This window comes from Xenophilus sp., assembly GCF_044462705.1.
GTDB lineage: Bacteria > Pseudomonadota > Gammaproteobacteria > Burkholderiales > Burkholderiaceae_C > Xenophilus > Xenophilus azovorans.
Map to the genome: position 1 here is coordinate 1 of NZ_JBIQNC010000002.1, position 12,007 is coordinate 12,007.

Genomic DNA, 12,007 nt, shown 5'->3' on the forward strand with positions numbered 1-12,007 from the left:
TGGAAGTGGACGTGGCGCGCAAGCGCATCGGCCTGACCATGAAGCTGGACGCGCCGACCGGTGCACGGCGCGATGGCCCGCGCGAGAACCGCTTCGAGGGTGCGGGCCGGGGGCAGGGCGGCCGGCGCGACAGTGCGCCGCAGCCCGGCGGCCAGATGGCGGCGGCCTTCGCCAAGCTGCAGGGTTCGCGTCGCTGAAATCTTCTCGGGCATCTTTTCAGGTCGGTGCTTCGGCGGGCCGACGGGCCTTCCGGCCATCGTCCGAGACGGCGTCGGCACCGCTCTTGCACAATCGCGCCCGTCCATGAAAGCGCTTCGCATCCACGCCGGCCCGGCGGCACGGGCCCACATCGCCGGGCACGGGCTCGCGCCGTCGCACGTGAAGGTCATCCCTGGCGCCGCAGGCGGGCCCAAGGGGCTGATCCTCGGGCCGCTGGACCGCTTCCTGTTCGGCGAGTGGCTGCCGCAGTCGTCGCAGCCCATCGACCTGGTCGGCGCCTCGATCGGCGCCTGGCGGCTCGCCACGGCCTGCCTGCGCGACCCGGCCGGGGCCTTCGCCCGCTTCGAGCACGACTACGTGCACCAGCGCTTCGACATCCCGGCCGGCCAGAAGCGCCTGACGGCCGCGCAGGTCAGCGCCGATTTCAGCCGCAACCTGCAGGGCTTCTTCGGCGGCCGCGCCGGCGAGGTGCTGGCGCATCCGCGCTATCGGCTGCATGTCGTCACGGCGCGCGGGCGGCACATCCTCGGGCGCGAGGGCAGGGCGCGCACCGTCGCCGGCTACCTGGGCGCCTTCGCCAGCAACAGCCTGAGCCGGCGCAGCCTGGGCGCGTGGCTGGAGCGCTGCGTGTTCTCCGTGCCCGGCGCGGCGCTGCCCTTCGACACGCTGGACTTCCGCACGCGCCGCGTGGCGCTGGACGAGGCCAACTTCCAGCCGGCGCTGCAGGCCTCGTGTTCCATCCCCTTCGTGCTGCAGGCGGTGCACGACATCCCGGGGGCGCCGCCCGGCGCCTACTGGGACGGCGGCATCACCGACTACCACCTGCACCTGCAGTACCGCGCCGCCGAGGGCATCGTGCTCTACCCGCACTTCCAGCAAAGCGTGGTGCCCGGCTGGCTCGACAAGGGCCTGAAGTGGCGGCACCGGGCCACGCCCTTCCTCGACCGCATGGTGGTGCTGGCGCCGGACCCGGAATGGGTGCGCACGCTGCCCGGCGGCAAGCTGCCGGACCGCACCGACTTCACCGGCTACGGCGGCGACACCGAGGCGCGCATCGCCGCCTGGGCACGGGCCACGCGCGAGGCGCAGCGCCTGGCGGACGAATGGGCCGAGTGGCTGCACCGGCCCGATCCGGCGGCCGTGCGGCCGCTGTGATGCACGGCCCGGCCGGCGTGGATACTCGGGCCCTCGACCACTTCCACGGACGGACGGAATCCACCATGAACGCCACCCGCATCATCGGCATCGTGCTCATCGTCGCCGGCATCGTCGCGCTGTCCCTCGGCGGCTTCAGCTTCACCAAGGAGACGCACCAGGCCAAGATCGGCCCGCTCGAGCTGTCGGTGAAGGAGAAGGAGACGGTCAACGTGCCGACCTGGGCCGGCGTGGCGGCCATCGTGGTCGGCGGCGCGCTGGTGCTGCTGGGCGGCAAGCGGGGCTAGCCCGGCAGGCGGCCGATGCGGTTCGACAGGCAGCCGATCCGCTCGATCTCGACGTCCACCTGGTCCCCCTCCCTGAGCCACACGGGAGGCTGCCGCGCGAAGCCCACGCCGGCCGGCGTGCCCATGACGATGACGTCGCCGGGCTCCAGGGTCATGCACTGCGTGAGGATCTCGATGGTCTCGGCCACGTCGAAGATCATCGAGGAGGTGTTGGCGTCCTGCATGACCCGGCCGTTGACGCGGCACTGGATGCGCAGGTCGCGCCCGCCGGGCGGCAGTTCGCTCGCCAGCACCAGCGCCGGGCCGAAGGGCCCGCTGGCGTCGAAGTTCTTGCCGATGGTCCACTGCGGCGTCTTCTTCTGGTAGTCGCGCACCGACAGGTCGTTGAAGCAGGTGTAGCCCAGCACCAGGTCCAGCGCCCGCTCGCGCGGCACCTGCTTGCCGCGCCGGCCGATGACCACCGCCAGTTCGGCCTCGTAGTCGTACTGCGACGACACTGCGGGCAGCGGCGCCGGTTCGCCGTGCGCCAGCAGCGAGCTCGGCGCGCGCAGGAAGAACCAGGGGTAGGTAGGCCTGTCGCGGCCCCCTTCCTTGGCGTGATCGAAATAGTTCAGGCCCAGGCAGACGATCTTGCCCGGCCGCGTCAGCAGCGGCGCGAAGCGGGCGGCCCCGGCGGGGATGCGTTCGCCCGGCGAGCGGGCGCGCTGCGCCAGGTCCTCGCCGCGCACGATGCGCTCGCCGAGTTCGGCCGACGGGTCGTCGGCGGCCGGCAGCAGGCGGTAGTGGTCGCCGTCGGTGACGGCCGCGCGCGCGGCGCCTTCGTGGATGAGGTTGACGAATGCCACGGCGCTCACTTCAGCAGCAGGGCCGCCGCCTCGCGTGCCGTCTGGCCGACGCGCACGCCCTTGGCCTGCGCCACGCTGTTGGCGGCGCTGATCACGCCGTCAAAGTAGGTGCTCTGGCCGTCGCCCATGCGCGCGGTCAGCGCGTCGACCGAGGCGCCGGCGATGCCGTCGGCCTCCACGTCCTGCAGCGCGGAGATGCCCGACTGGTTCTTGCCGATGCCGCCGTCGGAGCAGATGAAGGCCCAGGGGCGGAACTGGCGGAAGTACTCGACCACGCTGCGGCCGGTGTGCCCGGCGGTGCACAGCACGTTGCGCTCGCGGTCCTCGGGCAGGGCGAAGGCGATGGAGTCCGTGCAGACGATGCTGCGGCCGTGCTCGCCGGTGTGGACCACGAGGCGGCGCGCGGGATCGAAGGAGGCGGGCTTGAGCGCACCGGTCTTGAACGCCTCGGCCACCTCGCGCACCTGCATGCCCGGCGCGATGCCCAGGCGCTGCGCGCTGTCGTTCACGCGGCTGATGACGCCGTTCTCGTACAGGTCCCGGCCGTTGCCCATCTCGGCCGTCATGGTGTCGGTGGCCGCGGCGGGCACGCCCAGGGCCTCGTAGTACCACAGGCCGGCGATGCCCGCGCCGTCCTTGCCGATGGCGCAGTCCAGGCCGATCACGGCGCGCGGCCGCGCCGACATCACCATGCGCGCGCAGAGCACGCCGGAGTAGGACGCGTTGACCACCACGTCGCCCCGGCAGGGGTGCGCGGCCACGTAGGCTTCGACGTGCGTGGCCGAGTCGAACACCAGCGTGCGGCCGGCGGCGGTTTCGTGCAGGGTGGGGAGATGCAGTGCCATGGGTGTGCGGTCGTTGAAGAGGAGGTCAGCGGATGGGGGAGAAGTCGGTCGGCACCAGCAGCCGGTTGTTCATCGACTTGAGCATGGGGCGGATCTTCACCAGGTAGTCCTGCCACAGGGGCTCGCCGGCGAGCGCCGCGCGGCGGCGCGCGCGCTCCTCGAAGCTGTCGTAGCCCCACAGGTGCACGACGGCGTTGAGCTCGCCGATCTCCGTGACGAAGTAGCCCAGGAGCCTGCCCAGGGTCTTCACCTGCAGGTCCAGGGCACCGCTGCGGCGATAGAGATCCAGGTACATGGCGGGAGTGTGCTCTGCGTGCAGCACGTAGCAGCGTTCTTCGATCAGCATGGTCACGTGGTCACTTCAATTCCTGGCCCGCCAATTCGCCCACGAGGAACTTGTTGGGCTTGAGGAAGAAGGAGAGCACCAGCGCGCCGCCGGGCGAGCGCGCGACGTGGCGGTTGCCCTTGGGCCGCCAGACGTAGTTGCCCTCGCGCACCTCGCCCTCGTCGTCGACGATGCTGCCGGAGATCACGTAGGTCTGCTCGATCTCCACGTGCTCGTGCAGCGGCAGCGCGGTGCCCGGCTGCCAGCGGAACAGCGCGGTGAGCAGGCCGCTCTGCGCGTCCTCCATCAGCACCTTCATGTCGATGCCAGGCGTGGGCGTGGGCTTCCAGGGCAGGGCGTCCACGTCGACGTAGCGCGAATCGAGGGGGGCGAGCGCCTGCTCGCCGGCGAGGCCGGGGGTGGTGGCCATGGTGTGCACCTTTCTTTGTGTGAGAGGAGGGGTCAATGCCCGTGGCCGCCGTACTGGTCGGCCTTCGGCTGGGCGTGCATGAGCGGGGTCTCGAGGAAGCCGCCGTCGACGATTAGGTCCTGGCCGTTGACGAAGCCGGCGGCGTCGCTCGCCAGGTAGGCCGCCGCGTCGGCGATGTCGCCGGTCGTGCCGAGCCGGCGCACCGGGACCAGGCCGGTGCGCCATTGCAGCATCTCGTCGCTGGCGTAGTGCACGGCCGACAGGGGCGTGCGGATGAAGCCGGGGCTGACCGCGTTGGCGCGTACGCCGCGCGGGCCCCACTCCACGGCGGTGTGCCGCGTGAGCGCCAGCACGCCGGCCTTGCTCACGCTGTAGGCCGGCGAGGCGTTGGGCTTGCCGGCGGCGATGGAAGCGATGTTGACGATGCTGCCGCGCCCGCGCGCCAGCATCAGCGCGCCGAACGCGCGCGTGCAGAGGAAGGGGCCGCGCAGGTTGACGTCCATCAGGCGGTCCCAGTCCGCCAGGTCCATGCCGTCGAGCGAGGCATGCCGGCCCAGCACGCCCGCGTTGTTCACCAGGATGTCGCAGCCGCCGAGCTGCGCGTGCACCCGTTCCGCCGCGGCCGCCACTGAGTCCGGGTCGGCGATGTCGCAGACGCCGGCCAGGCCGCGCGTCGGCAAAGTCCGGCGCAGGTGCTCCAGCTCGGTTGCCGCGCGCGGCAGATCGAGCAGCGCGACGCCGGCGCCCAGTGCGGCGAGCCGCTGCGCGATAGCAGTGCCGATGCCGCCGGCGGCGCCGGTCACGACCGCGACGCGGCCGTCGAGACGGTGGCGCTCCGCGGGCGCGTCCGTGTGGTCGTTCATGGCTGTCTCCCTTCCCGGAAACGGCCGGGCGTGGATGGAATCAAATCTCAATAAGAGATAAATACCATCATATGCGACTTTTGATTTTTATACCGATACGGGAAATTCACTAGACTTTAGTGCGCTCGCCGCGACTATCCTCCGGCCCCGTTCAGGCCCGCACGGCGAGCCCGCGCCCATCCACTCACCCCGACACAGGAGACTCCCCCATGAAGCTTCGTCATCTCGCACTCGTCGCCACCCTGGTCGCGGCATCCGCCGGCGCACTGGCGCAGGACGTGCGCGACCGCGTGATCAAGTTCGGCCACCTCGTGCAGCCGGGCCACCCCATCGCCCTGGGCACCGAGAAGTTCGCCGAGCTGGTGGCCAGCAAGAGCGGCGGCAAGATGAAGGTGCGCGAGTACGGCGCCTCCGTGCTGGGCAGCGAGACCCAGCAGGTCGGTGCGCTCCAGGGCGGGGTGCAGGAGATGTTCGCCCCGGCCACCACCTCCGTGGCCTCGCTGGTCAAGGAGATGAGCCTCATCGACACGCCGTTCTCCTTCAGCAATGCAAAGCAGGTGGACGCCCTGCTGCAGGGTCCCTTCGGCCAAGCCATGCTGAAGAAGCTGGAAGACAAGGGCCTGGTCGGCCTGGACTACTGGGAGACGGGCTTTCGCAACGTCACCAACAGCCGCAAGCCGGTGACGACCCCCGAGGACGTCAAGGGCCTGAAGATCCGCGTGATGGGCAACCCGCTGTTCCTGGAGTCCTTCTCGGCACTGGGCACCAACCCCGTCCCCATGGCCTTCGGCGAGCTCTACGGCGCGCTGGAGTCGCATGCGCTCGACGCACAGGAGAACCCCTACAGCATCGTGCTGACCAGCAAGTTCTACGAGGTGCAGAAGTACATGAGCGTGACCAACCACGTGTACACCGCCAACCCCGTGCTGGTGAGCAAGAAGTTCTGGGACCGGCTGTCGCCCGCCGAGCAGAAGATCCTGCGCGATGCCGCCCGCGAGGCCGGGGCCTACCACCGCGCGCTCAGCCGCGAGGCCGCCGAGAAGGACCGCAAGGCCCTGCTGGCCAAGGGCATGCAGATCAACGACGTGCCCAAGGAAACCATCGCCAGGATGCGCGAGATCACCAAGCCGGTGGCCGACAAGTTCGCCGCCACCTACGACCCGGCGCTGGTGGAGCTGTATCGCGCCGAGATGAAGAAGATCCACGAGACGGTGCACTGATCGCCGGGACGACCGGATGAAGCGCCTGATCGACCTGTACTGCCGGCTGCTCGACGTGCTCAACGCCGCGCTGCTGGCCGCCATCCTCGTGCTCGTGTTCGGCAACGTGGTGCTGCGCTACGGCTTCAACGCCGGCATCCTGATCTCCGAGGAACTGTCGCGCTGGCTTTTCGTCTGGCTCACCTTCCTCGGCGGCATCGTGGCGTTGCACGAGCGTGCGCACCTGGGCACCGACATGGTGGTCAGCCGGCTGGCCCGGCCGGCGCGGCTGGTTTGCTTCGGCGTCGCGCACGTGATCATGCTGTACGTGTCCTGGCTGCTGCTGTCCGGCAGCTACACCCAGGCCGAACTCAACCTGGACGTGAGCGCGCCCGTGAGCGGCATCCCGGTGGCGGTGTTCTACGCCTCGGGCATCGTCTTCGGCATGTCGGCCATCGCCTTGCTGGCCTACGCGCTGTTGCGCCTGCTCGGCGGCCGGCTCAGCGACGCCGAGACCGTCATGGTGCGCGAGTCCGAAGACGAGCCCCACACCTACCAAAGCGCCCCTGCGGAGTCTTCCCGATGACCGTCGTCATCTTCCTCGGCGCGCTGCTGGCCGCCATGGCCATCGGCATCCCGATCGCCTATTCGCTGCTGGCTTCCGGTGTCGCACTCATGTGGCACCTGGACATGTTCGACGCCCAGATCCTGGCGCAGAACGTGATCAACGGTGCCGACAGCTTCCCGCTGCTGGCGGTGCCGCTGTTCATGCTGGCCGGCGAGATCATGAACGTGGGCGGCCTGTCGCAGCGCATCGTCAACCTGGCCATGACCCTGGTGGGGCACAAGCGCGGCGGCCTGGGCTATGTCACCGTCATCGCCGCGTGCCTGATGGCGGCGCTCTCGGGCTCCGCCGTCGCCGACGCGGCGGCGCTGTCGGCGCTGCTGCTGCCCATGATGGTGCGCGCGGGGCACGACCCGGCGCGCGCCGGCGGGCTCATCTCGGCCTCCAGCGTCATCGCGCCCGTCATCCCGCCGTCGATCGCCTTCATCATCTTCGGCGTCGCCGGCAACGTGTCCATCGGCAAGCTGTTCATGGCCGGCATCGTGCCCGGCCTGCTGATGGGGGTGGCGGTGGCCGGCACCTGGGCGTGGGTCAGCCGCCGCGAGCAGGTCACCTTGCCGCCGCGCGCCTCGCGCGCCGACCAGCTTCGCGCGCTGCGCGGTTCGCTGTGGGCGCTGGCGCTGCCGCTCATCGTGCTCGTGGGCCTGAAGATGGGCGTCTTCACGCCGACCGAGGCCGCGGCCGTGGCGGCGGTGTACTCGCTGTTCGTGGCGACCGTGGTCTACCGCGAGCTCGACCTGCGCGCGCTGTACCGGGTGTTCGTGTCGGCGGCCAAGACGACCGCCGTGGTGATGTTCCTCATCGCCGCCGCCATGGTCTCGGCCTGGCTGATTACCGTCGCCGACATCCCGGGCGAGGTCACGCGCATGCTGGAGCCGCTGCTGCAGCATCCGACGCTGCTGATGCTGGCCATGATGCTGCTGGTGATGGCGGTGGGCACCGCCATGGACATGACGCCGACGGTGCTGATCCTCACGCCCGTGCTCATGCCCGTGGTCAACGCCGCCGGCATCGACCCGGTGTACTTCGGCGTGCTGTTCATCATGAACAACGCCATCGGCCTGGTCACGCCGCCTGTTGGTACAGTGCTCAACGTCGTGGCCGGGGTGGGGCGCATGTCCATGGACAGGATCACCATGGGCGTGCTGCCCTTCATGATCGCCCAGTTCGGACTGCTGCTGCTGCTCGTGTTCTGCCCGTGGCTGGTGACGGTGCCGGCGCGCTGGTTCGGCGGATGAGGCGCCGGAGCCCCATGCCCGGCCCCTTCGCCCTCCCATGAACCGGACGTGAGCAGACCGTGAACAGCAGCTTCGCCAAAGGCCTGAGTATCCTGGACTACTTCCGGGAAGGACGCATCAGCGCGCACCTCGACGACCTCGTCGAGGCGCTCGGCACATCGCGCGCGACCACCTACCGCTACCTCGGCACGCTGTGCGATGCCGGGCTGCTGGCATCCATGGCGGGCGGGGTGTACGTGCTGGGGCCGCGCATCGTCGAGCTGGACCGCCTGATGCGCATCAGCGACCCGCTGCTCACGGCCAGCAGCAAGCTCATGCACGAGGTGGCCGCGCGGCGCAAGCTCAACATGATGCTGGCGAGCTTCTACCGCGACAGCATCATGTGCGTGGACATCGCCTGGCCCGATGCCTCCATCGCCAGGCACTTCGAGCGCGGGCGGCCCATGTCGCTGTTCCGCGGCGCCATGGCCAAGATCATCCTGGCGCACCTCTCGCCCTACCAGCTGCGCAACATGGCGCTGCACCACGCGGACGAGATCCGCGCCGCCGGGCTGGGCAACAACTGGGCCGAGTTCCGCACCCAGATGGCGCAGCTGGCGCGCCAGGGCTACGCCATCACCCGCGCCGAGATGGTGGCTGGCACCGGCGGCATCTCGGCGCCGATCTTCGACCCCGAGGGCAAGGTGCTGGGCAGCATCACCTTCGTGGTGGCGGAAAGCCGCTGGGAGGCTACCGACTTCGACCGCCTGCGCCGCTCGATCGTGGAGACCGCGCAGCAGATCACCGAGACCATCGCCCGGCAGAAGTCGGGCGGCGAGGGCGGGGAGATGCCGGCAAGGGCCGATCCCCCGCCGGCCGACAAGCCGGCACCCGCGGCCCGCCGCCGGGCCGCGTCAAGAAAGAAGAAGGACATGCAGACGTGATGGACATGCGAGAGAAGTTCGAGGCACTGGAGGACATCCGGTCGCTGAAGGCGCGGTACTGCCGCTACATCGACACCAAGCAGTGGGAGCGCCTGCGCGGGCTGTTCAGCGCCGGTGCGCGCTTCGAAGGCTTCGGCTCGGCGCCCGAGGGCGCGGACGCCGACGCCTTCGTGGCCGGCGTGTCCGCGCGCCTGGCCGGTGCCGTTTCCGTCCACCACTGCCACACGCCGGAGATCGTGTTCCTGTCGCCGGTGCGCGCCCGCGCCGTCTGGGCCATGCAGGACCACCTCGAATGGCCGCAGCCGATTCGCCTGAAGGAGGCGCCCGAGGCGCGTGGCTTCACCGGCTGGGGCCACTACGAGGAAGCGTATGTCCGCGAGGACGGCGCCTGGAAGATGGACTTCCTGCGGCTCACGCGCCTGCGCATCGACCCGCTGCCCGTCGGCGGCGCCTTCCCGGACACCGCCGGGCTGCGTCGCGCCGCGCCCGACTGGCTGGACGCCCGGGCATGAAGCACGCCCTCGTCGTCGGCTCGACCGGCGTGATCGGCGGCGCCATCGCCCGCCGCCTTGCGCGCGCCGGCGACTGGCGCGTCACCTGCGCCACCCGGGGCGGTTCGGCGCCCGCCGGCGCCCAGGGCCTCGCGGTCGATCTGCTCGACCCTGCCTCGGTGCGCTCGGCGGCCGCGGCGCTGGCGCCGGTCACGCACGTGTTCTACGCGGCCTACCAGCACCGGCCCACGCGCACCGAGGAGGTGGCGCCCAACCTGGCCATGCTGCGCCACGCCATCGACCTCGGCGAAGCGCAGCCCGGCGCCCTGCAGCGCTTCGTGCTCGTCACAGGCGGCAAGTACTACGGCCTGCAGTGGGGCGCCATCAAGACGCCGGCCCGCGAGACGGACCCGCGCCACCTGGGGCCCAACTTCTACTACGCGCAGCAGGACCACCTGGCCGAGCGCGCAGCGGCCGCGGGCTGGACCTGGTCGCACCTGATCCCGCCCTACGTCACGGGTTTCTCCGAACGCGCGCCCATGAACCTGGTGATGGCGATCGGGGTGCTGGCGACGCTGTCGCGCGAGCAGGGCCTGCCGCTGCGCTTTCCCGGCCCCGCGGCTTCGTGGAACGCGCTGCACCACCTGGCCGACGCGGACCAGATCGCCGCTGCCGCCGCGTGGTGCGCCACCGGTGCGACGGCGGCCAACGAAATCTTCAACATCGCCAACGGCGACCCCGGCCGCTGGCGCAACAGCTGGCCCGTGGTCGCGGGCCACTTCGACCTGGCGACGGGCGAGCCGATGCCCGTGCCGCTGACGCAGGTGGCGGCGGAACTCGCGCCGCTGTGGCGGCGCATCGCCGAACGCGAGGACCTGCGCCAGCCCGACCTGCACGCCCTGGTCGACTGGCAGTGGGCCGACTACATGTTCAAGACCGCCTTCTCCAACGACGTGCTGTTCGAGCTCGGCAAGATCCGCCGCGCCGGCTTCGGCGGCTGCCTCGACTCCGAGGCGGCGCTGCTGGGCCGCTTCGAGGAATTGCGGCAGCAGCGCCTCATCCCCCGGTCCCGATGACGATCTACCGCAGCGCCCTGATCAGCCGCCGCGAAGGCCTGAGCGAAGCCCGGTTCCGCGACCACTGGATCCGCATCCACGGCGAACTCGCCTCGCACCTGCCCGGCGTCGGCACCTACCGCCAGAACCACATCGCCGAGCGCTTCCACGAGGCCGGCGACGTGCCGGTGCAGGCCATCGACGGCATCTCGCAGCTCGCCTTCGACAGCATCGCGGCGATGGAGGTCTCCGACGCCTCGCCCGAGTACGCCAGGGTGAAGGCCGACATTCCGCTGTTCCAGGGCGGCATCACCATCCTCGTGCTGCAGGCCGAGCGGCTGTTCGGCAGCGAGCGCCTCGAACGCGGCCGGCACCCGGCCAAGCTGCTGTGGCTGTCCACCCGCCGCGCGGGCGTGCCGGCCGACGGCCTGCAGGCGCGCTGGCTGCGCGAGTCGGCGGCGGCCGGCGTGGCCGTGCCCGGCGCGCGCCGCCAGGTGCAGAACTTCGTGGTAGACCGCAGCCACCCGGTGCACGCGGGCGTGCCCGCCGGCAGCGCCGACGCGGTGGAAGCGCTCTCGGAGCTGTGGTTCGACGACGTCGAAGCGCTGCGCGCCGGGCTGGCCTCGCCGGCCGGGCAGCGCCTGGTCCACGGCGACCCGCTGCTGGCACCGATCGCGGCCTACCGCATCGAGGAAATCCACATCATTTGAAACCCGGCGCAGCCGGGGCAAGGAGACACATCCATGTCGGTTCTGGGTCGGGCGGCGCTGGCCATGTGGTGGCGCATGGCGCCGGAGATGCGTGCGGAGTTCGAGCACTGGCACGCGCACGAGCATTTCCCGGAGCGGCTGGGCATCCCGGGCTTCCTGCGCGCCGCGCGCTGGACCGCGGCCGACGGCGGCGAAGGCATCTTCGTGATGTACGAACTGCGCGACCATGACGTGCTGTCGTCGGCGCCGTACCTCGAGCGGCTCAACGCGCCCACGCCCTGGTCCACGCGGCTGATGCCGCACCACCGCGACATGGTGCGCAGCCAGTGCCACGTGCTGGAAAGCCGCGGCGGCGCCGTGGCGCGGCACGCGCTCACGATCCGCCTGTCGCCCGCCGCCGGGCAGGCCGACCGCCTGCGCTCGGCCCTCGCGCTGCTGGCGGGCGAGGCCATGCTGGCGCCGGGCATCGTCGGCATGCACCTGCTGCGGCACGAGGCGCCGGCCATCGCGGCGACGCAGGAGCAGAAGATCCGCGGCGGCGACGCCGTGGCCGACTGGGTGCTGGTGACCTGCGGCTACGACGCGCAGGCCCTCGAGGCGCTGTCCGCATCGAGCCTGTCGGAGCAGGCGCTCGCGGAGACGGGCGCGGCGGCCGGCACGGTGCGGGCGCTGTACACGCTGGCACAGGCCGCCACGCCGCCGGAGATGGCGTAGCCGGGAAGCGGGCAGGCCTGCGCACGGAGGTCATGCAGAATCGATGCAAGCCTTTTCCGCAACATCACACTGACCGGCCCGCC

General features: G+C 70.9%; 16 protein-coding genes. 11 read left to right on the forward strand and 5 right to left on the reverse strand.

Annotated features, from left to right (window positions below; all coding sequences use genetic code 11):
- The 3 genes from ACIY1X_RS00615 to ACIY1X_RS00625 form a co-directional block, all read left to right on the forward strand.
- Window positions 1-197 (forward strand): hypothetical protein (locus tag ACIY1X_RS00615; RefSeq protein WP_399677225.1); only part of this gene is annotated, 197 nt, incomplete at its 5' end.
- 106 nt (window positions 198-303) lie between these two features.
- Window positions 304-1,374: a patatin-like phospholipase family protein gene (locus ACIY1X_RS00620; RefSeq protein ID WP_399677227.1), complete on the forward strand. Its 1,071-nt coding sequence runs from the start codon at window positions 304-306 to the stop codon at window positions 1,372-1,374.
- A 65-nt stretch (window positions 1,375-1,439) separates the two neighbouring features.
- Window positions 1,440-1,661 carry a hypothetical protein gene (locus ACIY1X_RS00625; protein ID WP_038216560.1) on the forward strand — a complete coding sequence of 74 codons (222 nt, stop codon included), beginning with the start codon at window positions 1,440-1,442 and terminating at the stop codon, window positions 1,659-1,661.
- On the opposite strand, the gene ACIY1X_RS00630 is transcribed toward ACIY1X_RS00625, so the two are convergent.
- Genes ACIY1X_RS00630 through ACIY1X_RS00650 form a run of 5 tightly spaced genes read right to left on the reverse strand, consistent with a single transcriptional unit; the run spans window position 1,658 to window position 4,969 of the window.
- Window positions 1,658-2,506, reverse strand: coding sequence for a fumarylacetoacetate hydrolase family protein (locus ACIY1X_RS00630; protein WP_399677229.1), 849 nt, complete (start codon window positions 2,504-2,506; stop codon window positions 1,658-1,660). The two genes, ACIY1X_RS00625 and ACIY1X_RS00630, sit on opposite strands and share 4 nt — an antisense overlap.
- Window positions 2,507-2,511: 5 nt before the next feature.
- Complete coding sequence (locus tag ACIY1X_RS00635; protein ID WP_399677231.1) at window positions 2,512-3,351, reverse strand: hypothetical protein; 840 nt, start codon at window positions 3,349-3,351, stop codon at window positions 2,512-2,514.
- 25 nt (window positions 3,352-3,376) lie between these two features.
- Window positions 3,377-3,697, reverse strand: coding sequence for an NIPSNAP family protein (locus tag ACIY1X_RS00640; RefSeq protein WP_399677233.1), 321 nt, complete (start codon window positions 3,695-3,697; stop codon window positions 3,377-3,379).
- Window positions 3,698-3,707: 10 nt separating this feature from the next.
- Window positions 3,708-4,106 carry a cupin domain-containing protein gene (locus ACIY1X_RS00645; protein ID WP_399677235.1) on the reverse strand — a complete coding sequence of 133 codons (399 nt, stop codon included), beginning with the start codon at window positions 4,104-4,106 and terminating at the stop codon, window positions 3,708-3,710.
- A 32-nt stretch (window positions 4,107-4,138) separates the two neighbouring features.
- The gene (locus tag ACIY1X_RS00650) at window positions 4,139-4,969 is read right to left on the reverse strand and encodes an SDR family NAD(P)-dependent oxidoreductase (RefSeq protein WP_399677237.1); all 831 of its coding nucleotides are present in this window, start codon (window positions 4,967-4,969) and stop codon (window positions 4,139-4,141) included.
- Window positions 4,970-5,178: 209 nt separating this feature from the next.
- On the opposite strand from ACIY1X_RS00650, the gene ACIY1X_RS00655 reads away from it, so the two are divergent.
- The 8 genes from ACIY1X_RS00655 to ACIY1X_RS00690 are packed head-to-tail and all read left to right on the forward strand — an operon-like array spanning window position 5,179 to window position 11,924.
- Window positions 5,179-6,189, forward strand: coding sequence for a TRAP transporter substrate-binding protein (locus tag ACIY1X_RS00655; RefSeq protein WP_399677238.1), 1,011 nt, complete (start codon window positions 5,179-5,181; stop codon window positions 6,187-6,189).
- Between the two features lie 16 nt (window positions 6,190-6,205).
- Window positions 6,206-6,754 carry a TRAP transporter small permease gene (locus ACIY1X_RS00660; RefSeq protein ID WP_399677240.1) on the forward strand — a complete coding sequence of 183 codons (549 nt, stop codon included), beginning with the start codon at window positions 6,206-6,208 and terminating at the stop codon, window positions 6,752-6,754.
- Window positions 6,751-8,031 (forward strand): TRAP transporter large permease, encoded by a 1,281-nt coding sequence (locus ACIY1X_RS00665; protein ID WP_399677242.1) that lies wholly within the window; start codon window positions 6,751-6,753, stop codon window positions 8,029-8,031. Before ACIY1X_RS00660 ends, ACIY1X_RS00665 begins: the two co-directional genes overlap by 4 nt.
- Before the next feature lie 59 nt (window positions 8,032-8,090).
- Entirely contained in the window at window positions 8,091-8,954 is an 864-nt protein-coding gene (locus ACIY1X_RS00670; protein ID WP_399677244.1) for an IclR family transcriptional regulator, read from the forward strand.
- Window positions 8,954-9,466: a nuclear transport factor 2 family protein gene (locus tag ACIY1X_RS00675; protein WP_399677376.1), complete on the forward strand. Its 513-nt coding sequence runs from the start codon at window positions 8,954-8,956 to the stop codon at window positions 9,464-9,466. Before ACIY1X_RS00670 ends, ACIY1X_RS00675 begins: the two co-directional genes overlap by 1 nt.
- Complete coding sequence (locus ACIY1X_RS00680; RefSeq protein WP_399677246.1) at window positions 9,463-10,521, forward strand: SDR family oxidoreductase; 1,059 nt, start codon at window positions 9,463-9,465, stop codon at window positions 10,519-10,521. The genes ACIY1X_RS00675 and ACIY1X_RS00680 overlap by 4 nt, the downstream gene beginning before the upstream one ends.
- Complete coding sequence (locus tag ACIY1X_RS00685; protein WP_399677247.1) at window positions 10,518-11,210, forward strand: EthD family reductase; 693 nt, start codon at window positions 10,518-10,520, stop codon at window positions 11,208-11,210. The genes ACIY1X_RS00680 and ACIY1X_RS00685 overlap by 4 nt, the downstream gene beginning before the upstream one ends.
- Window positions 11,211-11,243: 33 nt before the next feature.
- Window positions 11,244-11,924 carry a hypothetical protein gene (locus ACIY1X_RS00690; protein ID WP_399677249.1) on the forward strand — a complete coding sequence of 227 codons (681 nt, stop codon included), beginning with the start codon at window positions 11,244-11,246 and terminating at the stop codon, window positions 11,922-11,924.
- The last annotated feature ends 83 nt before the right edge of the window (window positions 11,925-12,007 follow it).

Excerpts from the sequence above, each read along its gene's own strand:
- ACIY1X_RS00620 (WP_399677227.1), top strand. The coding sequence starts at position 304 with ATGAAAGCGCTTCGCATCCACGCCGGCCCGGCGGCACGGGCCCACATC.
- ACIY1X_RS00625 (WP_038216560.1), top strand. The coding sequence starts at position 1,440 with ATGAACGCCACCCGCATCATCGGCATCGTGCTCATCGTCGCCGGCATC.
- ACIY1X_RS00635 (WP_399677231.1), bottom strand. The coding sequence starts at position 3,351 with ATGGCACTGCATCTCCCCACCCTGCACGAAACCGCCGCCGGCCGCACG.
- ACIY1X_RS00640 (WP_399677233.1), bottom strand. The coding sequence starts at position 3,697 with ATGCTGATCGAAGAACGCTGCTACGTGCTGCACGCAGAGCACACTCCC.
- ACIY1X_RS00645 (WP_399677235.1), bottom strand. The coding sequence starts at position 4,106 with ATGGCCACCACCCCCGGCCTCGCCGGCGAGCAGGCGCTCGCCCCCCTC.
- ACIY1X_RS00650 (WP_399677237.1), bottom strand. The coding sequence starts at position 4,969 with ATGAACGACCACACGGACGCGCCCGCGGAGCGCCACCGTCTCGACGGC.
- ACIY1X_RS00655 (WP_399677238.1), top strand. The coding sequence starts at position 5,179 with ATGAAGCTTCGTCATCTCGCACTCGTCGCCACCCTGGTCGCGGCATCC.
- ACIY1X_RS00660 (WP_399677240.1), top strand. The coding sequence starts at position 6,206 with ATGAAGCGCCTGATCGACCTGTACTGCCGGCTGCTCGACGTGCTCAAC.
- ACIY1X_RS00665 (WP_399677242.1), top strand. The coding sequence starts at position 6,751 with ATGACCGTCGTCATCTTCCTCGGCGCGCTGCTGGCCGCCATGGCCATC.
- ACIY1X_RS00675 (WP_399677376.1), top strand. The coding sequence starts at position 8,954 with ATGGACATGCGAGAGAAGTTCGAGGCACTGGAGGACATCCGGTCGCTG.
- ACIY1X_RS00680 (WP_399677246.1), top strand. The coding sequence starts at position 9,463 with ATGAAGCACGCCCTCGTCGTCGGCTCGACCGGCGTGATCGGCGGCGCC.
- ACIY1X_RS00685 (WP_399677247.1), top strand. The coding sequence starts at position 10,518 with ATGACGATCTACCGCAGCGCCCTGATCAGCCGCCGCGAAGGCCTGAGC.
- ACIY1X_RS00690 (WP_399677249.1), top strand. The coding sequence starts at position 11,244 with ATGTCGGTTCTGGGTCGGGCGGCGCTGGCCATGTGGTGGCGCATGGCG.